Below are 24,375 nucleotides of genomic sequence, written 5' to 3'. Positions count from 1 at the left end.
TGATGGCGCCCAAGGTTCTCGTATCCGACAAACTCTCTGAAACCGCCGTGCAGATCTTCCGCGATCGCGGGGTCGAGGTGGATTACATGCCCGATCTGGGCAAGGACAAGGACAAGCTGCTGGAAGTGATCGGCCAGTATGACGGTCTGGCGATCCGGTCCGCCACCAAGGTCACCGAAAAGGTGCTGGAAGCCGCGAAAAACCTGAAGGTGATCGGCCGCGCCGGTATTGGCGTCGATAACGTGGACATCCCGGCCGCCTCGAAAAAGGGCGTGATCGTGATGAACACGCCCTTTGGCAACAGCGTCACCACCGCCGAACATGCCATCGCGCTGATGTTCGCCGTGGCCCGCGAACTGCCCGAGGCGTCAGTGTCGACCAAGTCCGGCAAGTGGGAAAAGAACCGCTTCATGGGCGTCGAGGTCTTCAACAAGACGCTGGGCCTGATCGGCGCGGGCAACATCGGGTCCATCGTGGCCGACCGCGCGCTGGGTCTGCGGATGAAGGTCATGGCCTACGACCCCTTCCTGTCGGAAGAGCGCGCCAAGGCGATGGGCGTCACCAAGGTGGAACTGGATGAACTGCTGGCCAAGGCCGATTTCATCACGCTACACGTGCCGCTGACCGAAAAGACCAAGAACATCCTGTCGCGCGAAAACCTGGCCAAGACCAAGAAGGGTGTCCGTATCGTCAACGCCGCCCGTGGTGGCCTGATCGACGAAGAGGCGCTGGCCGAACTGCTGAAGTCGGGCCATGTCGCCGGCGCCGCGCTGGACGTGTTCGCGGTGGAACCCGCGACCGACAGCCCGCTGTTCGGCCTGCCGAACGTGGTGGCGACGCCGCACCTGGGCGCCTCGACCACCGAGGCGCAGGAAAACGTGGCGCTGCAAGTGGCCGAACAGATGTCGGACTACCTGCTGACCGGCGCGGTGCAGAACGCCCTGAACATGCCGTCCGTCACCGCCGAGGAAGCCGCCGTCATGGGCCCGTGGGTCAAGCTGGCGGGCCATCTGGGTGACTTCGTCGGCCAGATGACGGATGAGCCGATCCAGGCGATCAACATCCTTTACGATGGTGTCGTGACCGACATGAAGCTGCAGGCGCTGAACTGCGCCGCGATCGCGGGCATCATGAAGGCCGCGAACCCGGATGTGAACATGGTCTCGGCCCCGGTCATCGCCAAAGAGCGGGGCGTGAACATCGCCACCACCACCCAGGCGAAATCGGGCGTGTTCGATGGCTACATCAAGCTGACCGTCGTGACCGAAACCCGCGAACGGTCGGTCGCGGGCACCGTGTTCAGCGATGGCAAGCCGCGCTTCATCCAGATCAAGGGCATCAACATCGACGCCGAGGTGGGGGCACACATGCTGTATACCACCAACAAGGACGTGCCCGGCATCATCGGCACGCTGGGCGGCACGCTGGGCAAGCATCAGGTGAACATCGCCAACTTCACCCTGGGCCGCGCCGCGGCCGGTGGCGATGCCATCGCGATCCTGTATCTGGATGAGCCGCTTCCCGCCGCCGTGGTCGATGAGCTGAAGGCCTCGGGGCTGTTCCAGCAGGTCAAGCCGCTGGAATTTGAAGTCGCCTGACCTCGAATCCCGTCTGACTTTGATGTAATGGGCATTGGCCCCCGCGACGGCGGGGGCCTTTGTCCTTGGGGGGTGCGATGCGCAGCTATGCGATCGGGGATATTCACGGCCAGCTGGACCTGTTGCGCCAGGCCCATGCGCTGATCGCGGCCGATCGCGTGGCCTGCGGTGACGCGGATGCGCCTGTGATCCATGTCGGCGATCTGGTGGATCGCGGCCCCGACAGTGCGGGCGTGGTCCGCCATCTGATCGCCGGGCAGGCGCAGGGCGAAAACTGGATAGTGCTGAAGGGCAACCACGACCGCATGTTTCTGGGTTTTCTGGCCGACCCCTGGGCGCGTGATCCGGGGCTGCGCGCAGAATTCAGCTGGCTGCACCCCCGTCTGGGCGGCCCGCAGACGCTTGAATCCTATGGCCTGCGCGAACCCGCCAACCGCCCCGTCGAACAGATCCACGCCGAGGCGCTGGCCGCCGTGCCGCGCGATCACGTCGACTGGCTGGCGCGCCTGCCCGTTCATTTTCAGCGGGGACCGGCGCTGTTCGTGCACGCAGGCATCCGCCCCGGCATCGCGCTGCAATATCAGGCCGAAGATGATCTGCTGTGGATTCGCGGCGATTTCCTGAATGACCCGCGCGATCATGGTTTCCTTGTCGTGCATGGTCATACCGCAATCGACCGCGCCACCCATTATGGCAACCGCCTGAACCTGGATTCCAGCGCCGGCTATGGCGGCCCGGTCTCTGCCGTGGTGATCGAGGGGCGCGATGCCTGGCTGCTGACCGCCATGGGGCGCGATCCGCTGCCGGCGCAGGGCTGACACCGACGGACCGTGACGCTACGTCACGGCCTCGGTCGGGACTGGTGCCACGCATTGGCGGGCGATAGCCTTCGCGCAAAATCGAAAGGGGATCAGCCATGACCGGGATCGTCATCCTGTCCGGCGCGCGGACGGCCATCGGAACCTTTGGCGGGGGCCTGTCGGGCCTGGCGCCAATCGACATTGCCACCGTCGCCGCCAAGGCGGCACTGCACCGCGCAACGATCGCACCCGAACTGATCGGCCAGGTGGTCTTTGGCAATGTCATCGCCACCGAACCGCGTGACATGTATCTGTCGCGGGTCGCGGCGATCAACGCGGGCATCCCGGTCGGCACCCCCGCGATGAACGTCAACCGGCTGTGCGGGTCCGGGGTGCAGGCCATCGTTTCGGCGGCGCAGGCGCTGATGCTGGGGGACGCCGATTTCGCCCTGGCCGGCGGCGCCGAATGCATGAGCCGCGCGCCCTACAGCCTGCCGCAGGCGCGCTTCGGCCAGAAGATGGGCGACATCAGGGCCATCGACATGCTGACCCAGACGCTCAGCTGCCCCTTCGGCACCGGGCACATGGGCATCACCGCCGAAAACGTCGCGGCCGAACATGCCATCACCCGCGAAATGCAGGATGCCTTCGCCCTGGAAAGCCAGCGCCGGGCCGCCGCCGCGATTGCCGCCGGGCATTTCAAGGCCGAAATCGTCCCGGTTGAGGTTCCGGCCCGCAAGGGGCATGTGATCTTCGACACCGACGAACACCCCAAGGCCACCAGCGCCGCCGCGCTGGCCGCGCTGCGCCCGGCCTTTCGCAAGGACGGCACGGTCACGGCGGGCAATGCCTCGGGGATCAATGACGGTGCGGCGGCGCTTGTGCTGGCACGGGCCGATGCGGCCGAGGCGGCGGGACTGCGCCCGCGCGCGCGCATCCTGGGCCATGCCGTGGCAGGCGTGCGCCCCGAGGTGATGGGCATCGGCCCGATCCCGGCGGTCGAGGCGCTTTGCGCCCGCATCGGGCTGGAGCCCGGCGATTTCGACCTCATCGAATCGAATGAGGCGTTCGCCGCCCAGGCGCTGGCCGTCAACACGGCGCTTGGCCTTGACCCGGCGAAGGTGAACCCCGACGGCGGCGCCATCGCGCTTGGCCATCCGGTCGGGGCAACCGGCGCGATCATCACGGTCAAGGCGCTGCACGCGCTGGAACGCACCGGCGGACGGCGCGCGCTGATCACCATGTGCATCGGCGGCGGGCAGGGCATCGCCTTGGCAATCGAACGGGTCTGACCCGGCGCCTAGCGCAACCGCACCGAGGCGGCGGCGGACCGCCCGCCCCCGTCGATCACCGTCAGCGTCACGAAACCGGGGCCGGACAGCGGCAACAGAACCTCGCGCCCGCGTTCGGCCAGGGCGACCGGCGCGCCATTGGCCAGCCAGGTGAAGGGCGGCGTGCCGCCGCGCAGCTTGGCGACCAGGCCGCCCTGCGCCTCAACCTCGGCGCCATCGGGGGGGAAGGCCAGTTCCGGGGCATCCCCCGGCGCATCGGGCACCAGAACACCGCGCGGGCGGAACCGCTGCAGCGGCTGCGGCAGGCGCGCATGGGGCACCAGCAGCGTGGCAGGCGGCGGCGGGGGCAGCGGGTCGCGGGCCTGCTTGGCGCGGTCGAACAGTTCGAACAGGATCGGCGCGGCCAGATCACCGCCAAAGGCGCCGGGGACCGGCGTGCCATCGGGACGGCCCAGCCAGACGCCCGCGACATGGCGCCCGTCAAAGCCCAGCGCCAGCGCGTCGCGGTGGCCATAGCTGGTGCCGGTCTTGAAGGCGATCCGCCCCGGCGCGGCCCCGGCGGGGGGCGGCACCTGCGCCAGAATATCGGCCACCTGCCAGGCGGCCACAGGGCCGAACAACCGCCCGTCGGGAAATTGCGCCTGCCCCGGCTGCGGCGACAGGCGCACGGGCCGCCCCAGCCGCGCCAGGCCCGTATAGCCCTGCACCAGATCCTGCAGACTGACCCCCAGCCCCCCCAGCGCCACCGCCAGCCCCGGCGCGCCTGCGGGCACCTCGGCCCGCATCCCCGCCGCCCGCAGCGTGGCCAGAAGCCGCGCCGGGCCCAGCGCCTCGGTCAGGCTGACAACGGGGATGTTCAGCGATTCGGTCAGCGCGGCGCGGATGCTGACGGTGCCGCGAAAACGGCGGTCGAAGTTCTGCGGTGCCCAGGTGCCGAAGGCCAGCGGGCGATCCTCGATCAGCGTTTCGGGATGGGCCAGGCCATCGTCGAAGGCCAGCGCGTAGACAAAGGGCTTCAGCGTCGATCCGGGCGATCGCGGCGCTTGGGTCATGTCGACAAAGCCCGCGTTCGCCTCGGCACCCCAGCTGGCGCCGCCGACATGCGCCAGAACCGCGCCGGTGGCATGATCGGCAAAGATCACCGCCGCGGAAACCTGCCCGCCCTGCCCGGCCACGGCACGCGCAGCCAGGCGTTCCGCGGCGCGTTGCAGGCCGGGATCGATGGTGGTGGCGATCTGCGCGCCCGGCGGTGCGGCCCGGGCCAGCCGCGCCGCCAGATGCGGGGCCAGCGCGGGAAAGTCGCGCCGCTGCAGTGGCACGGGTTCGGCAAGGGCGGCCTCTGCCCGGTCGGGGGCCAGCACCCCGGCCGCAGCCAGCCGGTCCAGAACACGGGCGCGCGCGGCCGCGGCCGCCTTGGGAAAGCGATCTGGGCGCCGCGCTTCGGGCGCTTGCGGCAGCGCGATCAGCAGCGCCGCCTCGGCCGCGGTCAGGCGACGGGGTTCCTTGCCGAACCAGGCCAGCGTTGCCGCCCGCACCCCTTCCAGATTGCCACCATAGGGCGCAAGGCGCAAATAGAGGCCCAGGATTTCGGCCTTGGACAGGCGCCGTTCCAGCGCCAACGCCACCCGGGCCTGCCGGATCTTGCCCGAGAGCGTGCCGGTCGGCCCCTCTTCCAGCAGGCGGGCCACCTGCATCGTCAGCGTGGACGCCCCCGACACCACCCGCCCCGCCCGGATCGCCTGCCATACGGCCCGGGCGACCGCCAAGGAGTCGATGCCCCCATGGTCGTAAAAGCGGCGATCCTCATAAGCGATCAGCGCGGCCAGGAATTCCTGATCGACCGGCCCGGGCGCCAGCCGCCAGCGCCCGTCCGCCACGGCAAAGGCGCGCAGGATCGACCCGTCGCGGGCCTGCACCTCGGTTCCGACCGCCACCGACAGGGGCGGCAGGTCGGTGCGGGCGATCCAGTGGTCCAGCCCGTCGCGGGCTGTCGCAAACGCCAACAACCCCGCGACCAGCCAGATCAGCCCCGTCCGGCGCATCCTAGTTTACCGTCACCCGGCCCGTCGCGGTCTGCGCGCGATAGTCGGGGCGATACATGTCCTCGACGCTGGCGGCGGGGTGGTGGAAATCGCCCGGGGTCACGGCGCGGACCATATAAGCCAGCCGCACGGGCGCATCCTGATCCCAGTCCAGCGCGGCCAGAAAGCGATCCTGCCGGAACTCGGTCATCCGCGTGTCCTGGGCCAGGGAAAGCCAGTCAAGCCCCGCCAGATCGCCACCCCGGATCAGGTTGGGATTGTCGATTTCAAACCCCGCCGGCAAGGGATCGGCCACGATCAGCCGCGCCGCGCCACCGCCATGGGGCGTGATCTCCAGCACGGTGACAAGCCGGGTGCCTTGCGCCACGCTGCCCGGGTCCACCGGCACACCTTCGGGCGTGTAATAGCTGCGCGTCAGGGTATAGCCCTTGCCGCCTGCGGGTTCGGGCACCTGGGGTACGCCGGTCGTGGTCAGCGTCAGCACCTGCGCCCGGTCCGAGCCATTGGTGATTTCCAGCGGCGCATCCGTATCGTCCAGCACGCGCAACAAGGGGCCGGTGACGGGCGCGCCGTTGACGGTAAATCCCTCGGCCCCGGGCCGGTCGATCAGCGCGTTGGTGGACATCAACACCCAGGCGGCCTCTTGCGTTGACAAGCGCTGCTGGCGCAGGCTTTCGGCGATTGCGGTGCCGACCGTATCCAGCGGCACCGCGTTCGTCCCGGCCTCGGCCGCCAGCGCCAGCACTGCGGCGCGGTCGCGCAAGGCGCTGCCATAGTCGGCGCGCCACAGCTGCCCCTCGGTCGCGGGGGCCGCCTGCAGCATCCGTGCGGCACGGGCGAACATGGCATCGGCCCGCGTCGGATCGCCATATTGCGCCAGCGCCGCGCCCAGCTGCGCCGCAGCCAGGGGCGTTGCGAAATCGCCGCCCTTCACATCGGCATAATAGCGCAGATCGCCCACCGCAGCGGCCCCTTCGCGCGCCAGCACCATCAGCGCATAGGCCAGCCCTGTGCCGCCATCATTGCTGTCGGCATCGAAATCGGGGGCGTAGTTCACCCGGCTGCGCAGATTGTCTAGCGCCGTGCGGAAGGCCGCATCGGGCACCGCATGGCCCCGCGCCCGCGCCCGGCTTAGGAAATCGGTGGCATAGGCATCCAGCCACAGATCGCCGGCCCCGGCCTGCCACAGGCCGAACGATCCGCTGGCGTCCTGATTGGTCAGCACGTTGGCAATCGCCGTGTCGATCCGGGCGCGCAGATCGTCAGGCGTGGCAAGGCCCATCGCCTGTGCGGCCTCGGACAGATAGAGAAGCGGCAGGGCCTTGGACGTCACCTGCTCGGTGCAGCCATAGGGATAGGCGTCCAGCGCCGCCAGCAGCGCCGCCGTGTCGAACCGCGCCAGCGGGCCAACCGCCAGCGTGGCCTGCGCACTGCCCGGCACGAAACCGGCAAAGGCATTGGCATCCAGCGTGAAGGTATCGCCCGCCGCCAGATCAAAGCGCGATTGCCGCGCCACAGCCGGATCGTTGCGCTGCACGGGGATGGTCAGGATCTTTTCCAGCACCCTTCCCGCAGGCGTGGTCAGGGCCACGCGGATCTGTTCCAACCCCTCGGCCTGCCCGGCGGTCAGCGGGATCGACAGCTCCGCCTTGCCAAGCGGTTCCAGATCAAAGCCCGCGGGCACATCGCCCAGGCCCAGCCCGCCCGAGGTGACATCCAGCCCCATCCGCCCTGCGGGGCCGGTGGCATGGACCACCTCCAGCAGCAACCTTGCCCGGTCGCCCGGCGCAAGGAAGCGCGGCAGGGACGCCGTCACCACCACCGGATCGCGCACCAGAACGTCGGCCTGCGCCTGGCCCACGCCACCATCCGACCACACCACCGCCATCAGCCGCACCGTGCCGTTGAAGGCGGGCAGGGGCACCTCGGTCCGGGCATAGCCGTCGGGGCCCACGACCAGCGGGCCTGTGAAATGGGCGACCAGCTCCTCGGTCGGGGGCGGGGCCTGCATCTGCATCCCGCGCCCCGCATCGCCGCCGGATCGGATGATCCCCTCGGCCCCGGTGCGCCCGTCGATCAACCGGCCATAGATGTCGCGCAACCCCACGCCCAGCCGCCGCTGACCGAAATAATGCCCCGAGGGATCTGGCGCCTTGAAGGCGGTCAGGTTCAGGATGCCCAGATCGACCGCCGCGATAGTGACATGGGCGGTGTCGCCCGGGGCGACGCCATCCACCTTGATCGCCACGGGCAGGGTCGTGCGCGGATCGACCGCCTCGGGTACCTCGAACCGCGCCTGCAGTTGGCGGGGCCCGGGGTCCACCGCGGCATGGGCCAGACCCAGCGCGCGGACCGGCACACGGTCCTGCGGATCACCGGACAGCGGGCGCAGGACCGATGCCGTGACATAGGCCCCGGCACCCCACTCCTCGGTCACGGGCAGGTCGACCACGGTGTCGCCAACCGTCAACGGCACGGTCTTCAGCGCGATCACCCGGTTCGACAGGACCGAAATCAGCGCCACGCCATCCGCCGGGGCCGCGATGCGCAGCCGCGCCGTATCGCCCGCGCGGTAGCGCGGCTGGTCCAGCGACAGGTCCAGCCGGTCGGGGCTGGCGATCGTGTCGGCGGCGGCATACCAGCCCGCATCGAACCCGACCGAGGCCGCCGTATAGGGCCCGCCCAGCCGTTCCACCACCAGCTCATACCGGCCCCAGTCCACCGGCGCGGCGATCTGTGCGGGGGCGGTACCGTCCAGCGTCACCGTGCCTTCGGAAATGCGGGTGCGGGCCGTGACGGCTTCCCAGTTCCAGGAGCCATACAGCGCATACCATTGATACCGCGTTTCAACCCGGTTCAGCACCCAGCGCAGCTGCATCGGCACGGGTCGGGCATCGGGCCCCAGCGCCACAAGCTGGAAACCCGCCTCGGCGCCTTGGGACACCGCATCGCCTTGAAACAGCGGACGGATACCGATCACCGGATCGGCGGGCAGCAGCGGGCGGGTGATGGTGCGTTCTACCGGCCGGCCCGAACCTTCGCGGACGCGAACCGTCAGTGCGGCCTCCAGCGGCGGGACCGCGTCGGCGCCAAGATCGGGGCGCGGCAGGGTGATCGTGGCTTGCCCCGATGCATCGGTCTGCGCCAGGTCCACGGCCTCAAAGCGCGGGGGGAAGGGCTCGTCATGGCGGCCAAAGCGGAAACCTTCCCAGCCCGGCAGGGCGGTGGCGGCGGTCAGCCGCATCTCGCCCTCAACCTGCAGATCCGCGCCGGGCGCCCCGAACAGATAACGCGCGGCAAGGCCCAGATCGGACAGGGCATCGGCGGCCAGGGGGACTTCGGGCAAGGTCAGGTCAAAGTCGATCCGTTCGGGCAAGAAATCTTCGACCAACAGGCGCGCCGAGGCCAACGGCGGGGCCTTTACATCGGCAAAGACATCCAGCCGCCAGGTGCCGCGCGGGGCGGCGGCGCCGATCGGGAAGGCCGCAACATGACCGCCAGCCCCCACCGGATCGGCAAGGCCGCGGGCATATTCCACGCCGTCGGGGCGCATCAGCACCGCCGTCAGCGGCAGCGCCGGCAGCGCCCGGGCCGCGCCGTCGCGCGCCAGAATCGTGGCGTTCACCGTTTCCCCCGCGCGATAGGCGCCGCGATCGGTGGTCAGGAACAGGTCGATCGGCGGCGCGGGCGGGCGCCCCTCGACCCCGCGGTCGGACAGGTCGAATTCCGCATCGGTCAGTGACAGGAAGGCCATGTCCTCGCCCTGCGCCACCCGCACCAGCGCCGGGGCCGAAGACCCCCGCCCCGCGGTCAGCGCCGGGGCAAAACGGGCGACGCCCTCGGCATCGGTCTGCGCGGTGGCAATCACCGCATTGGCGCGCGACACCAGTTCCACGGCTACGCCCGCGCGCGGGCCCGCATCGGACAGGCCGCGCACCACCACCGTCAGCCCATCCACCCCGGACCAGGTCGCAAGCCCCAGATCCGAGATCACGAACCACTGCGTTGCGGGCGGGTTTTCATAGACATCCGCCCCGGGGACCGAGGCTTGCAGCGCATAGATGCCGGGGCCCAGCGGGCCGGTCACCTGTTGCACGGGCAGGCGGGTGGTGATGTCGCGGTTGACCTCCATCCCCACCTGGGCCGTGCCGGTCCAGACCTCTTCGGCCAGGGTTTCGGCAAAATGATCGGCCGACCAGACATCAAGCGAGCGGGCAAAGTAATCGTCGCGCAGCGCCGCGACCAGGTTGCGGTCGGACACCCGCATCAGCCGCAGATTCAGCGCCTTGGTGTTCACGGTTTCCACCGGCAATCCGGCATCGGCCGCACGCGGCAAAACGTAGGCGCGGCCCGGAAAACGCACCGCGGGCGCGCGGTCGCGGACATAGGCGGTGATCGTCACATCCCGCGCCAGGCTTTCGCCCGAGGCGGCGGGCAGCCCTTCGCGGAAGGTCAGCGCCAGCCGCGCGCCGTGCCGAAGCCCTGCCACGCACAGCTGATTGGCCTCGGCCTCAACCGACAGGGCCGGTTCGGGCAGCTGCACGAAACTGGCGTGATCCACCCCACGGGCCAGATCCTCGGAAAAAACCGCGCAAAGGCGGGGGCTGGCAAGGTTGGACTCCACCCGGTGTTCGACGATGCGAAAGCCGTATTTGCCGATCGCATCGTCAAGCGCCGCGGCGATGTCCTGTCGCGGCGACAGCCGGGTTGCCAGGCGCAGGGCGGGAACGATGGCGCGGGTCGCGCCCCCGCGCGCCTCGGCCTGGGCCAGCACCATCAGCGCCTCGGCCTGAACGGGGGCGGATGGCGCGCGCAGATAGCCGTTCACGGCGGCCAGCGCGGCGCGGTGCGCGGCCTCGGGCCTATCCGGCGCGGGGGCTTCCAGCGTCAGGCGGGCGTAGTCGATCCATTGGTCGGCGGCATCGGTCAGGTTCAGGACCGCGCCCAAAAGCCGCAGCGCCTGCGCGCCATCGCCCGCCGCCCGCGCGGTGGCCAGCGCCTCCAGCAGATCAGCTTCGGACCAGTCGCCTGTCACATGGGTGCGGCCCAAGGCGCGCGCCTGATCATGGGCCGCGCGCAGCATGTCGTCGGGCAGAAACCCAAGATCCGCCGCCCGGGTCGCCGCCCGCGCCTGCGCGCCCGCCGCAGCCGCGCGGACATGGCCCGAATAGGCCCCCTGATAGGGCAATGACCCGGTGACGGCGGCTTTCGGAAAACATGCACGCGAACGGGCGTTATAGGTCATCGCCTCGCAGCGCGGATCGGTCAGGCAGGCGGCCTCGCAGGCATCCAGCGTGGTGTCGAAGATCTGCGCCAGATCGCGGCCCACCAGATCGACCCCTTCGGACAGGACCATGCGACGTTCGGGCACCAAGGGCGCGTCCTGGGCAAAAGCGGGGAAGGCAAAGGCGGCGAAAACCGCAAACAGGATGGCACGCATGAAAACTCCTCCGCTCCGATGCGGGGATGGTGTCACGGCGTGGCTTTGCTGACAATGCCTGCGGGGGTTAAGCCTTATTTCACGGCCATTTGCCAATCTGCCCGGATCGGAACTTTGGGACGGGTTCGGCGGAATGCAAAGCAGTATCGTGGACAAGCTGGCGCAGGAACGCCGCGCGCGCCTTGCGGCGGAACGGCTGCTGGAACAGAAGAAACGCGAACTTTTCGCCGCAAACCAGAAGCTTGCGCAACATGCACGCGCGCTCTCGGACCAGATCGTGCAGCAGCGCCACGGCCTGCAGCGCGCCCTGACCGAGGCCGAATCGCTGAAGGGGGAAAACACCAAGGTGCGCGACGATCTGCAGCGCGCCCATTCGGTGGCCCAGATCGCGCAGCGTCGGCTGTGGGACGCGCTGGAAACCATCCGCGACGGCTTTGCCGTCTTTGATGGCGACCTGCGGCTGGTGGTGGCCAACCGCGCCTATCTGTCGTTCTTTCGCGGACACATCGCGCTGACCCCCGGGGTGACCTATGATTCGGTGCTGCAACTGGTGGCCCGGCACGGCATGGTCGACATGGGCGGTCGCGACCCGCTGGACTGGCACCACGAAATGGTCGCTCGCATCCGCGGCAGCCATATCGACCCCTTCATCCTGCACACACCGGATGGCCGCCACATCAAGCTGATCGACCGCTGGGCCGAAGATGGCGACCTTGTCTGCCTGGCCCAGGACATCACCAGCACGATCCAGCGCGAAGCCGAGCTGGAGGAAGCCCGCCGCCGGGCCGAGGCCGCCAGCCGCGCCAAATCCGCCTTCCTGGCCAACATGAGCCATGAGATCCGAACCCCCATGAACGGGGTCGTGGGCATGGCCGAATTGCTGGCGGAAACCGACCTGACCGAGGATCAACGGCTTTATGCCGAAACGATCAAATCCTCGGGCGAGGCGCTGTTGACCATCATCAATGACGTGCTGGACTATTCCAAGATCGAGGCGGAACGCCTGCGACTTTACCCCGAAGTCTTTGATCTGGAACGCTGCGTGCATGAGGTGATGGTGCTGCTGCAGCCCACGGCCAAGGACAAGGGGGTGAAGCTGCTGGTCGATTACGACCTGTTCCTGCCGACGCGGTTCGTGGCCGACCCGGGCCGCATGCGCCAGATCATGACCAACCTTCTGGGCAATGCGGTCAAGTTCACCACTGCAGGCCATGTGCTGGCGCGCGTGGTCGGGTTCGAACGGGCCACCAGCGAATATGAACTGCATGTCACCGTTGAAGATACCGGCATCGGCATCGCGCCCGAACTCCTTGATCACGTGTTCGGCGAATTCAATCAGGTCGAAAGCGATTCCAACCGCAAATTCGAGGGCACCGGCCTTGGCCTGACCATCACCCGCCAGCTGGTCGAGCTGATGGGCGGCGCGGTCTGGGTGGACAGCGAACCCGGCAAGGGATCCTGCTTCGGGTTCAAGGTCGTGGTGCCCGTGGCGGAACCCGCCGAACCGACGGAAAAGACCGGGCCGCCGATCACGCTCAAGGCGGCCCTGGTGATCGACGATCTGCTGATCAACCGCGTCATCCTGGAACGCCAGCTGGAAACCTATGGTCTGGATGTGACCCTGTGCCGATCCAGCGCCGAGGCGCTTCGGGTGCTGGAAGATGGCGCGCGATTCGATGTGGTGCTGACCGACCATCAGATGCCCGAAATGGACGGCATGGCGCTGGTCGAAAAGCTGCGCGAACGCGGGGTGGCAGCCCCGATCCTGCTGCTGACCTCGGACCCCGAGGCGATGGGCGATGGCCGGATGCGCGCGGAACTGGCGGGATGCCTTGAAAAGCCCGTGCTGCGATCGAACCTGTTCCGCACGCTTCAGGCGCTGTCACACCCCGATGCGGCCGCCACGCCGCCCGACCCGCCCGCACCGCCCCCCGCGGAACTGCGGCAGATGCGCATTCTTGCGGCCGAGGACAATCGCACCAACCAGCTGGTGTTTCGCAAGATGGTGCAGGATTTCGACATCGACCTGCGCTTTGCCAATAACGGGCGCGAGGCGGTGGATCTGTGGACCGCGTTCCGCCCCGATCTTGTGTTCATGGATATTTCCATGCCCGAGATGGACGGCCGTGAAGCGACACGCGCGATCCGGGCGGCCGAAGGGGTGGCGGGGGCGCACACCCCGATCTGCGCGCTGACCGCCCATGCGATGGATGGCGACAGCGATTCAATCTTTGCCGCGGGGGTCGATCACTATCTGACCAAGCCGCTGAAAAAGACGGCGATCGCCGACATGATCCGCGCCCATCAGCCAGCGGACGCCCGCCCCCCGATCGGCAGCGACGACGAAGCGGGCTAGGGCCTGTCAGCCTTCAAACGCGGCGATTGCCTGCAGGAACGCATCGCCGAAGCGGTCCAGCTTCTGATCCGCCAGCCCCGCACGCAGCAGATCGGCCCGGGTGCGGGGTCGTGTTTCGGCGATCCGGCGCAATGTTGCCGGCGGACAGCTGAGATAGCGGTCGTGGCCATCGGCGCCGCGGACCAGGCCCAGCTGAACCTCGGCCAGACGGTCGAACAGGCCACCCGCCTCGCGCCCGGCCAGACGGCGGCGCGCCGGATGCATCGGCTCGGCCGCGCCGGAGATCACCTCCAGGAAAGCGGTGCCATAGCTTTCCAGCTTCTTGGCGCCGACCCCGTTGATCCGCGCCATCGCATCCAGCGTCGTGGGCCGCACCTCGGCCATCTCGATCAGGGTGCGGTCGGGGAAGACGACATAGGCCGGAACGCCCGCCGCCTCGGCCAGGGCGCGGCGCTTGGCCTTGAGCGCGGACAGAAGCGGCGCATCCTCCTCGGACACAAGCGTGCGCACAACCGGGCGGGCGGTGGCCTTGCGGATCAGGTCGCGCCGCAGCGTGATCTGCGCCTCGCCGCGCAGAATGGGGCGGGCGGCTTCGGTCATCACCAGCGCGCCGTGGCGTTCGGCATCGGGGCGGATCAGGTCATGGCCCATCATCTGCCGGAACACCGCCTGCCACTGCGCGCGCGACAGGTCGCGCCCCACGCCGAAGGTCGGCAACTGGTCATGCCCGCGCGTGGTGATCTTGTCGGTGGCATTGCCCAGAAGGATCTCGATCAGATGACCCGTGCCAAAGCTTTCCCCCGTGCGCAGCGCCGCCGACAGCGCCTTGCGAACCGCCTCGGTCGCGTCGAACAGATCGGGCGGCGTGTCGCACAGGTCGCAATTGCCGCAAGGCCCGGACTCTTCGCCGAAATAGGCCAGAAGGCGCTGACGCCGACAGCCGGTCGCCTCGGCCAGGCCCAGCAGCGCGTTCAGGCGGGCGTGATCGGCAGCCTTGCGGTCCGGGGGCGCCAGCCCCTCATCAATCTGGGCGCGGCGCAGGCGGATGTCGTCGGGGCCATAAAGGGTCAGCGTTTCGGCGGGCGCGCCATCACGGCCCGCGCGACCGATTTCCTGATAATAGCCCTCGATCGACTTGGGCAGATCGGCATGGGCGACCCAGCGGATGTCGGGTTTGTCGATGCCCATGCCAAAGGCGATGGTGGCCACGACGATCAGCCCGTCGTCCCGCTGAAACCGCGCCTCGACCTCACGCCGGTCATCGGCGTCCATGCCGCCGTGATAATGGCAGGCGGTATGGCCCGCCTCGCGCAGCGCCGCCGCGATGGTTTCGGTTTTCGCCCGCGTCGCGCAATAGACGATGCCGGACTGGCCACGCCGGGCGGCGGCAAAATCCAGGATCTGGCGGCGGGGCTGGTCCTTGGGTTCGAACGCCAGATGAATGTTGGGCCGGTCAAAGCCACGCAAAAAGGTTTCGGGCGCCGTGCCATCGAACAGCCGGGTGATGATCTCGGCGCGGGTTTCCTCATCCGCGGTGGCGGTGAAGGCGGCCAGCGGCACGCCCAGTGTGCGGCGTAATTCGCCGATGCGAAGGTAATCGGGGCGGAAATCGTGGCCCCACTGGCTGACGCAATGCGCCTCATCCACGGCGATCAGCGACACGCCTGCGCGGCGCAACAGCGCCACCGCCCCGCCCGAGGCCAGCCGTTCCGGCGCCATATACAACAGCTTCAGCCGCCCGTCATCAATGGCGGCAAAGACCTCTTCGGTTTCCGCATCGGTATTGCCGGATGTCAGCGCCCCCGCCTCGACCCCGGCGGCACGCAGGGCGCGGACCTGGTCGCGCATCAGCGCGATCAGCGGCGAGAGCACCACCGTCACCCCGTCGCGGCACAGCGCGGGCAGCTGATAGCACAGCGACTTGCCCCCGCCGGTCGGCATGATCGCCAGCGTGTTGCGCCCGGCGATCACGGCACGGACGATTTCTTCCTGACCGGGGCGGAAGGACTGGAATCCGAAAACCTGCGCCAGAAGCGCCTCGGGCGAAGGCGCGCTCATGACTTAATAACCGTAGAAGAAGCCTGCATTGTTGATCAGCGCGCGTTGGGCGATGATCAGGATGATGAAGGCCACCAGCGGCGCCAGATCAAGGCCTGCGGTATTGGGCAGGAACCGGCGGATCGGGGCGTAAATCGGTTCCAGCAGGTTATTGAGGCCATACCAGATCTGCGCCACCAGCGGCTGGCGGATGTTCAGCACCTGGAAATTGATCAGCCAGCTCAGGATGATATGGGCGATCATGATGAACCAGACGATATCCAGGATCAGGTTCAGCGCCTGAAACAGCGTGATCATACGAAACCTCCGGGCTGCGGTTGGCAAGGAAGTATGTCAGACCGGCCCCGCTTGCAACCGCAAGCCGCGCCAGATGTGCCGCAACGTTTGCGGTTGACCTTGCCGGCCCGGCGCGGCAGGCGGACGACGACAGGAGGTGCCGATGTATCCGTTTATCCGTCTGGCCAAGGAACGGCTGAAGTTTCGCAACGCCCCGGCGTTGCCGGTCTTGGGCACGCATGTGTCGCATCACATCTGCTGGCCCTGGGATCTTGACCCCTGGATGGAGCTGAACAACGGCCGCACGCTGACGCTGTTCGATCTGGGCCGCATCCCGCTGTTGGCGCGCACCGGCCTGCGGCAGGTATTGAAGGACACCGGCTGGGGCATCGCGGTGGCGGGCAATTCGACCCGCTATCGCCGCCGCATCAAGGCCTTTCATCGCATCACGATGCATTCGCGCTGCATCGGCTGGGATGCGCGCTTCTTTTACATGGATCAAAGCATGTGGCGGCAAGGGGAATGTTGCAGCCAGATCCTGATCCGGGCCGCGTTCACCTCGGATGCGGGGATCGTGCCGCCCGCGCAGGTGATGGACCGTCTGGGCAAACCGCCCGAAAGCCCGGCGCTGCCCGACTGGGTGCAGGCCTGGATCGCGGCGGATGGCCAGAGACCGTGGCCGCCCCAGGTTTGACGCAGCGTTCAACCCGCGCTTGCACGCCCCCGCGAATTCGGGCTTGATCCGCCAAAGGCCGGAACCGGCCGCAAGGGGGCAGCATGGTCGACGCGCGCAAACGGATCTGGGGCTGGTATTTCTTTGACTGGGCCAGCCAGCCCTACAACACGCTGCTGCTGACCTTCATCTTCGCCCCCTACATGAAAGAGCTTCTGGGCTCGGGCACCGCGGCGCAGACGGTCTGGGGCTATGGCATCGGGCTGACGGGGCTGGTGATCGCGGTTCTGGCGCCTTTCCTGGGCGCCATCGCCGACAAGGCGGGCGGGCGCATCGGCTTCATCTGGGTCTTTTCGGTGATGTATGTGCTGGGTGCCGGGGGGCTATGGTATGCCGCGCCGGGCGATTTCAGCCTGATCTTCGTGATGCTATGCTTTGCCATCGGCCTGATCGGCATGGAATTCGCCACCATCTTCACCAATGCCATGCTGCCCGATCTTGCGGGGCGCGACCGGATGGGCCGGGTGTCGGGGTCTGGTTGGGCCTTTGGCTATCTGGGCGGCATGGTGGCGCTGATCGTGATGCTGACGCTGCTGGCGGAAAACGCCAGCGGGGTCACGCTGATCGGTATCGCCCCGATCCTGGGCCTTGACCCCGAGATGCGCGAGGGGACGCGATCGGTGGGCCCGCTGGTGGCGATCTGGTATGCGGTGTTCATGGTGCCGTTCTTCCTGTGGGTGCGCGAAATCCGTCGCCCCGAGGCGCTGCCCGTCCGTGCCGCGGTGCGCGGCGCCTGGCCGGAACTGCGCGCGACGATGGCACAGCTGCCCCACAACCGCAGCCTTCTGGCCTATCTGATGTCGTCGATGTGCTACCGCGATGCGCTGAACGGGATCTATGTCTTTGGCGGGCTTTATGCCGCCGGGGTGCTGGGCTGGTCGATCGTGCAGGTGGGGATTTTCGGCATTCTGGGCACGATCACCGGCGCCACATTCGCCTGGATCGGGGGCAAGGCCGATGACCGCTTTGGCCCCAAGCGCGTGATCATCTTCAACGTCATTCTTCTGACGCTGGTGGTGATCGCGGTGGTCTTTGTGTCGCGCGACGCTGTCTTTGGCCTTGCCGTCGGCCCCGAAAGCCGCCTGCCCGACATCGCCTTTTTCGTGATCGGCGGGCTGATCGGCGCGGGCGGGGGGGCGCTGCAATCGGCCAGCCGGACGATGATGGTGCGCCAGTCCGATCCCGACAAGATCACCGAAAGCTTTGGCCTTTACGCCCTGACCGGCAAGGCCACGTCCTTCGTGGCGCCGCTAACCATCGGCTGGGCCACGCAAGTAAGCGGCAATCAGGCCATCGGCATAACGCCGCTTATCGTGCTTTTCCTTCTGGGGCTGGCGTTGCTACACTGGGTCGATCCGAACGGCCGACCGCAGAAGGACAAGCCCAACGATGTTTTTGCCTAAAGTCGCCGCCCTGGCCCTTGCCGCGCTGATCGCCCTGCCGGCGCAGGCCGAACCGCTGGCGCGGCACCTGTTTGGCGCCCATGCCGTGCCTTCGCGCCAGCAGTCGGCAGCGATCGGCACCTATGCGCGGGGCTGTGCGGCGGGCCTTGTCGCGCTGCCCGAGACAGGGCCCACCTGGCAGGCGATGCGACTGTCGCGCAACCGCAACTGGGGTCATCCGATGATGATCGACTTCCTGCGCGATCTGTCGGCGCAGGCCACGCGCGTCGGCTGGAAGGGGCTATATATCGGCGACATCAGCCAGCCGCGCGGCGGGCCGATGACCGGGGGCCATGCCAGCCACCAGATCGGGCTGGATGCCGATATCTGGATGCTTCCGCCCACGCGGCTGAACCTGAGCCGGGCAGAACGCGAAAAGATCTCATCCATCTCGGTCAGGACCGAGGATCAGACCCGCATCAACGGCAACTGGACCGAAAGCCACAAGGCGCTGCTGCGTTTGGCGGCGCTTGACCCGCGGGTGGACCGGATCTTTGTCGCGGCGGCGGTCAAGATCGACATGTGCAATTCCACACCCCGGAACGACCGCGCCTGGTTGCAGAAGATCCGCCCGATCCAGGGGCACAACACGCATTTCCACGTGCGACTGAAATGCCCGGCGGGCGACGGATTTTGCGAAACCCAGCGCCCGACGGTGGCCGAACTGTCCAACGGCGGGGACGGCTGTGATGCGACGCTGAACTGGTGGGTGACGACCTATCTGGAAGAACTGCGCAACCCGCCCCGGCGCGAAAAGCCCAAAGGCCCGCCGCCGAAGACCGCGAAGACCTACACCCTGGCAGACCTGCCCGGCCAATGTCGCAACGTTCTCGCCTCGCGCTGATCGCGGCGGCGCTGGGGCTGGCGGCGCTGCATCTGGGCGCCGAACCGGCGCGGCGGGCCGATTACCTGGGCAGCTATCGCTGGGATCTGGATGACCCGTCCTTTGGCGGGTTTTCGGGGCTGGTGCTGGATGCGGACGGACAGGATTTCGTGACCGTATCCGACCGCGCGACGGTCTGGGCCGGGCAGATCCGGCGCGATGACGCGGGGATGATCGTCGGGGTCGATGTCAGCGCCGGGCCGATCCCGTTGCTTGACAGCCGCGGCAAGGGGCTGCGCGGTGAGGCCGCCGACCCCGAGGGGCTGGCCCGGGGGGCCGATGGGGCGCTTTATATTTCCTTTGAGGGGCTGCACCGGGTGGCGCGCTACACCGACCCGGCCGGCCCGGCCGAGCGGCTGCCCCGCCCCGAGGCCTTCACGACGCTACAACGCAATTCCTCGCTTGAGGCGCTGGCGATTGCCCCCGATGGCACGCTTTACACGATGCCCGAACGGTCCGGCGGGGTCAGCCGCCCCTTTCCGGTGTTTCGCTATCGCAATGGCGCCTGGGATCAGCCCTTTTCGATCCCGCGCGATGCCAGTTGGCTGCCGGTGGGCGCGGATTTCGGCCCCGATGGCCGGTTCTACCTGCTGGAGCGCGATTTCTGGGGCCTTCTGGGCTTTCTGACACGGGTCCGGGTCTTTGACCTGACGCCTGAGGGGTTTGTGGGCGGCGAGGTTCTGATTCAGACGCGCGCGGGCCGGCATGACAATCTGGAAAGCCTGTCCGTCTGGCGCGATGGCGATGGGGCGCTGCGGCTGACCATGATCTCGGACGACAATTTCCGCCTGTTCCAGCGCACCGAATTCGTCGAATACCGGCTGAATGATTGACTTTCGCGCATGGCGCGCCTATCTGCGGCGCGTCCGCGACGGTCGCGGACCAAGTCTCCGCTACCTTGTAAAAACGGATCACCACATGACCCGATTCCTTCCCGGCATCCTTGCCATGGCCGCTGTTGTCGTGGCCTCGAATATTCTGGTGCAATTCCTGTTCGGCCAATGGCTGACCTGGGGCGCCTTCACCTATCCGCTGGCCTTTCTTGTGACCGACGTGATGAACCGCGTCTATGGCCCCGCCGCCGCCCGGCGCGTGGTGCTGGCGGGGTTTGTCACCGGCGTCGTCTGTTCGCTGATCGGAACGCAGATCACGGGCGAATTCGGCCCGCTGGTGACGCTGCGCATCGCGATTGGGTCGGGGCTGGCCTTCCTGCTGGCGCAACTGACCGATGTGGCCATCTTTGACCGGCTGCGCGCCGGCCGCTGGTGGCGCGCGCCGCTGGTGTCCACGCTGGTCGGGTCTTCGCTGGATACGATCGTGTTCTTTTCGGTCGCCTTCGCCGCGGGCCTGGCCTGGATTGAGCCCGCCAATGACGTCGCCTGGGCGAATGAGATCCTGCCCATTCTGGGCCTCGGCCCCGCCGCCCCGCTGTGGATGTCGCTGGCGCTGGCCGACTGGATGGTAAAGCTTGGGCTTTCGATCCTCGCGCTGCTGCCTTTTCGGGCGATTGTCACGAAACTATCGCCAAAGGTTGCGTGAAAAGTTTTGACAAACACAAAATATGTGGCAGCCTGTCGATAACGGCAACGCAATGAAAGGAGGTGGTCCAGTGTCTAGAGTGATATTGGAGAGAGGTGTCGGGACAGTCAGGGGGGCCGTGGCCTGAGGGCAAACCCCGGGGTTCAGAACCCTGGCTGGGACGGTGGATCGACCAGACCCTAACCGGACCATCTCCGTAGATCTCGGGGGCCGCTCGCAAGGGCGGCCTTTCCCGTTTTTCGCCTGGGGCCACGGCCCGTTGATCGCCGTCAATGACAGACCCCGGCACCCTGCAAGACTGGCCCTTCCAACACGGAAGGGAGAGTTTCATGGTCCGCGCCGCACGCTTTGCGATCACCTTCACCATCGGCCTGTCGGCTACGGCCGGCCTGGCCCAGGGCCCCGATATCGGCGCGGGGCTTTACGCCCAGTATTGCGCCAGTTGCCATGGCGCGGGGGGCCAGGGCGATGGCCCGATGGCCGAACTGCTGACCGTGAAGGCCCCCGATCTGACGGGCCTAGCCGCCGCCAATGACGGTGCCTTCCCGATGCTGAAGGTGATCCATATCATCGACGGGCGCACCGGCCTGCGCGCCCATGGCGGCGAAATGCCGGTTTTCGGCCAAAGCTTCATGAACCAGCACCCCGAGGCCGATCGCACCTATGGCGATGTGATCGAAACCCGCGGCCGCGTTCTGTCGCTTGCGATGTATCTGGAAACCTTGCAGCAATAGCGCTTTGCGCGGCACCCGGCCGGGCCGGGCACGACCCGGTGGCCCAGGCGGGCAATCGGGGATATGGTCTTGCGACCGGGGGCGGGGTATCACCGCGCCAGGGTTCACCCAGATGGAGCGGGACGCATGACCGACATAGCAGCGATGACCTTCGAAGACGCGATGAAAGAGCTGGAGGCCGTGGTTGGCCAGCTGGAACGCGGCGAAGTGCCGCTGGATCGCTCGATCGCGCTTTATGAACGCGGCGCGGCACTGAAGGCGCATTGTGCCAGGTTGCTGCGCGATGCCGAGGAACGGGTGGAAAAGATCACGCTGGGCGAAAATGGCCAGCCCACGGGCAGCACCCCGGTCGAAGGGCTGTAAATGTTCCCCGACCGTCTGACGCAGGTGCAACGCGATGTGCAGGCCGCGCTGGATGGCGCGCTGGCGCAACGCCCCGACATCCCGCTGACGCAGGCGATGCGCTATGCCGTGCAGGGCGGCAAGCGGCTGCGGGCGTTTCTGGTGCTGGAAAGCGCGGCCCTGCACGGGCTGCCCGACGCGCAGGCAATGCCGGCGGCGGCGGCGGTCGAGGCGCTGCACGCCTACAGCCTTGTCCACGACGACATGCCCTGCATGGATGATGACGATCTGCGCCGTGGCCAGCCCACGGTGCATGTGAAATGGGATCAGGCGACGGCTGTTCTGGCGGGCGATGCGCTGCAGACGCTGGCGTTCGAACTGTGCTGTGACCCGGTCCTCGGCCCGGCGGACCGGCGCGTGGCGCTGGTGGCGGCGCTGGCGCGGGCCTCGGGCGCCGAGGGCATGGTTTATGGCCAGGCGTTGGACATCGCCGCCGAAACTGCTGCCCAGCCGCTGACGCTGGACCAGATCACCGCGCTTCAGGCGGGCAAGACCGGCGCGTTGATCGGCTTTGCCGCGCAGGCCGGCGCGATTTTGGCGGGCGCCGATCCGCGTCCCCTGGCGGCCTATGCCGGCGCCCTTGGCCTTGCCTTCCAGATCGCCGACGACATTTTGGATGTCGAAGGGTCCGAGGCCGCGGCGGGCAAACGTCTGGGCAAGGATGCCGATGCGGGCAAGGCGACCTTCGTGTCCCTGCTAGGGCTGGAGGGCGCGCGCATCCGCGCCTGCGCCCTTGTGGCCGAGGCCGAGGCTGCGCTGGCCCCCTATGGCGCGGCGGCGCGGAACTTGCGGGACGCGGCGCAGTTCGTTATTGCCCGGCAAATGTAAACGCCCTTGGAGGGCTGATGAGCGACAAGCCAAACACCCCCGTGCTGGACCGCGTGAAGCTGCCTTCGGACATGAAGGCGCTAAGCGACCGTGATCTGAAACGGCTCGCCGACGAACTGCGGGCCGAGACGATCTCGGCCGTGTCGGTCACGGGCGGGCATCTGGGCGCGGGTCTGGGCGTGGTGGAGCTGACCGTCGCGCTGCATGCGGTGTTCGACACCCCGCGCGACAAGATCATCTGGGACGTCGGCCACCAGTGCTATCCGCATAAAATCCTGACCGGGCGGCGCGACCGCATCCGCACCCTGCGCATGAAGGACGGGCTGTCGGGCTTTACCAAGCGATCCGAAAGCCCCTATGACCCGTTCGGCGCGGGGCACAGCTCGACCTCGATTTCCGCCGCACTTGGATTTGCCATGGCGCGCGAACTGGGCGGCGATCCCGGCGATGCGATCGCGGTGATCGGCGACGGCGCCATGAGCGCGGGCATGGCCTTTGAGGCGCTGAACAACGCGGGCCATCTGGGCAAGCGGCTGTTCGTGGTGCTGAACGACAATGAAATGTCGATCGCCCCGCCGGTGGGCGCGCTGTCCAGCTATCTGACCCGGCTTTATTCCGGCAGCCCGTTTCAGGATCTGCGCGCCGCGGCCAAGGGCGCGGTCAGCCTGTTGCCGGAACCTTTGCAGGAAGGCGCGCGCCGGGCCAAGGAAATGCTGAAAGGCATGGCAATCGGCGGCACCTTGTTCGAAGAACTGGGCTTCACCTATGTCGGCCCCGTCGACGGGCATGACCTGGACCAGCTTCTGCCGCTGTTGCGCACGCTGAAGGCGCGGGCGACCGGGCCGATGCTGATCCATGCCGTGACGAAAAAGGGCAAGGGCTATGCCCCGGCGGAAATGCGCCCCGACCGGGGCCACGCCACCGCGAAATTCGACGTGGTGACCGGCGCGCAGGTCAAGACGCCGTCAAACGCGCCGTCCTACACCAAGGTCTTTGCCGAAAGCCTGGTGCGCGAGGCCGAGCGGGACGACAAGATCGTCGCCGTCACCGCAGCGATGCCCGATGGCACCGGGCTGAACCTGTTTGCCGAACGCTTCCCCCGCCGCTGTTTCGATGTGGGCATCGCCGAACAGCATGCGGTGACGTTCGCGGCGGGGCTTGCGGCGGGTGGGCTGAAGCCGTTCTGCGCGCTGTATTCCACCTTCCTGCAACGCGGCTACGATCAGGTCGTGCATGACGTTGCGATCCAGCGCCTGCCGGTGCGCTTTGCGATCGACCGCGCGGGGCTGGTGGGCGCCGATGGGGCGACCCATGCCGGGGCCTATGACATCGCCTTTCTGGCCAACCTGCCCGGCATTGTCGTGATGGCCGCCGCGGATGAGGCCGAGTTGGTCCACATGGTCGCCACCGCCGCCGCGCTGGATGACCGCCCCTCGGCCTTCCGCTATCCGCGCGGCGATGGCATGGGCGTAGAGATGCCCGAACGCGGCGCACCGCTGGAAATCGGTCGCGGCCGCATCGTGGCCGAGGGCGGGCGCGTGGCGATCCTGTCCTTTGGCACTCGCCTGGCCGAGGTTTTGAAGGCACGCGAGGCGCTGGCCGCGCGCGGCCTTGCGCCCACCGTGGCCGATGCGCGCTTTGCCAAGCCGCTGGACCGCGACCTGATCCTGCAACTGGTGCGCCACCACGAGGCGCTGATCTGCGTCGAGGAAGGCGCGGTCGGCGGGTTCGGCAGCCATGTCGCGCAGCTTCTGGCGGACGAAGGCGTCTTTGACCGGGGCTTCAAGTTCCGCTCGATGGTGCTACCCGACACCTTCATTGACCACGCCTCGGCCGAGGATATGTATGCCGCAGCCGGCATGAACGCGCCGCAGATCGAGGCCAAGGTGCTGGAGGTTCTGGGCGTCGCGGTGGCCCGGCGCGCCTGACGCGGTTGATTTCGGCAAGCTTCA

Annotated in this window: 17 protein-coding genes; 13 read left to right on the top strand and 4 right to left on the bottom strand. The window is 67.8% G+C overall.

The features are described 5' to 3' along the window. Positions 1–2 precede the first annotated feature (2 nt). The 3 genes from serA (at position 3) to bktB (ending at position 3,690) form a co-directional block, all read left to right on the top strand. Entirely contained in the window at positions 3–1,598 is a 1,596-nt protein-coding gene (gene serA, locus MXB90_RS04030) for a phosphoglycerate dehydrogenase (RefSeq protein WP_250041352.1), read from the top strand. 77 nt (positions 1,599–1,675) lie between these two features. Further along, entirely contained in the window at positions 1,676–2,416 is a 741-nt protein-coding gene (locus tag MXB90_RS04025; RefSeq protein WP_250041351.1) for a metallophosphoesterase family protein, read from the top strand. A gap of 98 nt (positions 2,417–2,514) precedes the next feature. After that, positions 2,515–3,690: a beta-ketothiolase BktB gene (bktB, locus tag MXB90_RS04020; RefSeq protein ID WP_250041350.1), complete on the top strand. Its 1,176-nt coding sequence runs from the start codon at positions 2,515–2,517 to the stop codon at positions 3,688–3,690. 8 nt (positions 3,691–3,698) lie between these two features. Here the strand turns inward: bktB and pbpC are convergent, their stop codons facing one another. Together pbpC and MXB90_RS04010 are read right to left on the bottom strand one after the other, a co-directional pair. Beyond that, positions 3,699–5,732 (bottom strand): penicillin-binding protein 1C, encoded by a 2,034-nt coding sequence (gene pbpC, locus MXB90_RS04015; RefSeq protein ID WP_250041349.1) that lies wholly within the window; start codon positions 5,730–5,732, stop codon positions 3,699–3,701. Position 5,733: 1 nt separating this feature from the next. Next, positions 5,734–11,172: an alpha-2-macroglobulin family protein gene (locus MXB90_RS04010; RefSeq protein ID WP_250041344.1), complete on the bottom strand. Its 5,439-nt coding sequence runs from the start codon at positions 11,170–11,172 to the stop codon at positions 5,734–5,736. Between the two features lie 133 nt (positions 11,173–11,305). Between MXB90_RS04010 and MXB90_RS04005 the strand changes: the two genes are divergently transcribed. Beyond that, on the top strand, positions 11,306–13,528 hold the full coding sequence (locus tag MXB90_RS04005; RefSeq protein WP_250041342.1) for a response regulator: 2,223 nt from the start codon (positions 11,306–11,308) through the stop codon (positions 13,526–13,528). Between the two features lie 6 nt (positions 13,529–13,534). On the opposite strand, the gene recQ is transcribed toward MXB90_RS04005, so the two are convergent. Both recQ and MXB90_RS03995 read right to left on the bottom strand, forming a co-directional pair. Further along, the gene (gene recQ, locus MXB90_RS04000; protein ID WP_250041339.1) at positions 13,535–15,586 is read right to left on the bottom strand and encodes a DNA helicase RecQ; all 2,052 of its coding nucleotides are present in this window, start codon (positions 15,584–15,586) and stop codon (positions 13,535–13,537) included. 3 nt (positions 15,587–15,589) lie between these two features. Beyond that, positions 15,590–15,883 carry a YggT family protein gene (locus tag MXB90_RS03995; RefSeq protein ID WP_250041338.1) on the bottom strand — a complete coding sequence of 98 codons (294 nt, stop codon included), beginning with the start codon at positions 15,881–15,883 and terminating at the stop codon, positions 15,590–15,592. A gap of 142 nt (positions 15,884–16,025) precedes the next feature. Here MXB90_RS03995 and MXB90_RS03990 point away from each other — a divergent pair, with 142 nt between their 5' ends. The 9 genes from MXB90_RS03990 to dxs all read left to right on the top strand — a co-directional run bounded on the left by MXB90_RS03990 (position 16,026) and on the right by dxs (position 24,351). After that, positions 16,026–16,556, top strand: a complete 531-nt coding sequence (locus MXB90_RS03990; protein WP_250041336.1) for an acyl-CoA thioesterase — start codon at positions 16,026–16,028, stop codon at positions 16,554–16,556. Positions 16,557–16,639: 83 nt separating this feature from the next. Then, complete coding sequence (locus MXB90_RS03985; protein WP_250041334.1) at positions 16,640–17,998, top strand: MFS transporter; 1,359 nt, start codon at positions 16,640–16,642, stop codon at positions 17,996–17,998. Beyond that, positions 17,985–18,881 carry a penicillin-insensitive murein endopeptidase gene (gene mepA, locus MXB90_RS03980; RefSeq protein ID WP_250041332.1) on the top strand — a complete coding sequence of 299 codons (897 nt, stop codon included), beginning with the start codon at positions 17,985–17,987 and terminating at the stop codon, positions 18,879–18,881. Before MXB90_RS03985 ends, mepA begins: the two co-directional genes overlap by 14 nt. Beyond that, the gene (locus tag MXB90_RS03975) at positions 18,854–19,753 is read left to right on the top strand and encodes an esterase-like activity of phytase family protein (protein ID WP_250041330.1); all 900 of its coding nucleotides are present in this window, start codon (positions 18,854–18,856) and stop codon (positions 19,751–19,753) included. The genes mepA and MXB90_RS03975 overlap by 28 nt, the downstream gene beginning before the upstream one ends. An 85-nt stretch (positions 19,754–19,838) precedes the next feature. Beyond that, positions 19,839–20,459, top strand: coding sequence for a queuosine precursor transporter (locus tag MXB90_RS03970; RefSeq protein ID WP_250041328.1), 621 nt, complete (start codon positions 19,839–19,841; stop codon positions 20,457–20,459). Positions 20,460–20,788: 329 nt separating this feature from the next. Next, positions 20,789–21,193 (top strand): c-type cytochrome, encoded by a 405-nt coding sequence (locus MXB90_RS03965; RefSeq protein WP_250041325.1) that lies wholly within the window; start codon positions 20,789–20,791, stop codon positions 21,191–21,193. A gap of 126 nt (positions 21,194–21,319) precedes the next feature. Then, positions 21,320–21,556, top strand: coding sequence for an exodeoxyribonuclease VII small subunit (locus tag MXB90_RS03960; protein WP_250041323.1), 237 nt, complete (start codon positions 21,320–21,322; stop codon positions 21,554–21,556). Further along, the gene (locus MXB90_RS03955) at positions 21,557–22,423 is read left to right on the top strand and encodes a polyprenyl synthetase family protein (RefSeq protein ID WP_250041321.1); all 867 of its coding nucleotides are present in this window, start codon (positions 21,557–21,559) and stop codon (positions 22,421–22,423) included. It abuts the gene before it with no gap. A 17-nt stretch (positions 22,424–22,440) separates the two neighbouring features. Beyond that, positions 22,441–24,351, top strand: coding sequence for a 1-deoxy-D-xylulose-5-phosphate synthase (gene dxs, locus MXB90_RS03950; RefSeq protein ID WP_250041319.1), 1,911 nt, complete (start codon positions 22,441–22,443; stop codon positions 24,349–24,351). The last annotated feature ends 24 nt before the right edge of the window (positions 24,352–24,375 follow it).

Source organism: Phaeovulum molybdatiresistens (genome assembly GCF_023544865.1).
Taxonomy (GTDB): Bacteria; Pseudomonadota; Alphaproteobacteria; order Rhodobacterales; family Rhodobacteraceae; genus Pontitalea.
This window is presented reverse-complemented; position numbering and strand designations above follow the sequence as displayed.

Excerpts from the sequence above, each read along its gene's own strand:
- pbpC (WP_250041349.1), bottom strand. The coding sequence starts at position 5,732 with ATGCGCCGGACGGGGCTGATCTGGCTGGTCGCGGGGTTGTTGGCGTTT.
- MXB90_RS03990 (WP_250041336.1), top strand. The coding sequence starts at position 16,026 with ATGTATCCGTTTATCCGTCTGGCCAAGGAACGGCTGAAGTTTCGCAAC.
- MXB90_RS03975 (WP_250041330.1), top strand. The coding sequence starts at position 18,854 with ATGTCGCAACGTTCTCGCCTCGCGCTGATCGCGGCGGCGCTGGGGCTG.
- MXB90_RS04005 (WP_250041342.1), top strand. The coding sequence starts at position 11,306 with ATGCAAAGCAGTATCGTGGACAAGCTGGCGCAGGAACGCCGCGCGCGC.
- recQ (WP_250041339.1), bottom strand. The coding sequence starts at position 15,586 with ATGAGCGCGCCTTCGCCCGAGGCGCTTCTGGCGCAGGTTTTCGGATTC.
- serA (WP_250041352.1), top strand. The coding sequence starts at position 3 with ATGGCGCCCAAGGTTCTCGTATCCGACAAACTCTCTGAAACCGCCGTG.
- mepA (WP_250041332.1), top strand. The coding sequence starts at position 17,985 with ATGTTTTTGCCTAAAGTCGCCGCCCTGGCCCTTGCCGCGCTGATCGCC.
- MXB90_RS03995 (WP_250041338.1), bottom strand. The coding sequence starts at position 15,883 with ATGATCACGCTGTTTCAGGCGCTGAACCTGATCCTGGATATCGTCTGG.
- MXB90_RS03965 (WP_250041325.1), top strand. The coding sequence starts at position 20,789 with ATGGTCCGCGCCGCACGCTTTGCGATCACCTTCACCATCGGCCTGTCG.
- MXB90_RS03970 (WP_250041328.1), top strand. The coding sequence starts at position 19,839 with ATGACCCGATTCCTTCCCGGCATCCTTGCCATGGCCGCTGTTGTCGTG.
- MXB90_RS03960 (WP_250041323.1), top strand. The coding sequence starts at position 21,320 with ATGACCGACATAGCAGCGATGACCTTCGAAGACGCGATGAAAGAGCTG.
- bktB (WP_250041350.1), top strand. The coding sequence starts at position 2,515 with ATGACCGGGATCGTCATCCTGTCCGGCGCGCGGACGGCCATCGGAACC.
- dxs (WP_250041319.1), top strand. The coding sequence starts at position 22,441 with ATGAGCGACAAGCCAAACACCCCCGTGCTGGACCGCGTGAAGCTGCCT.
- MXB90_RS04010 (WP_250041344.1), bottom strand. The coding sequence starts at position 11,172 with ATGCGTGCCATCCTGTTTGCGGTTTTCGCCGCCTTTGCCTTCCCCGCT.
- MXB90_RS03955 (WP_250041321.1), top strand. The coding sequence starts at position 21,557 with ATGTTCCCCGACCGTCTGACGCAGGTGCAACGCGATGTGCAGGCCGCG.
- MXB90_RS04025 (WP_250041351.1), top strand. The coding sequence starts at position 1,676 with ATGCGCAGCTATGCGATCGGGGATATTCACGGCCAGCTGGACCTGTTG.
- MXB90_RS03985 (WP_250041334.1), top strand. The coding sequence starts at position 16,640 with ATGGTCGACGCGCGCAAACGGATCTGGGGCTGGTATTTCTTTGACTGG.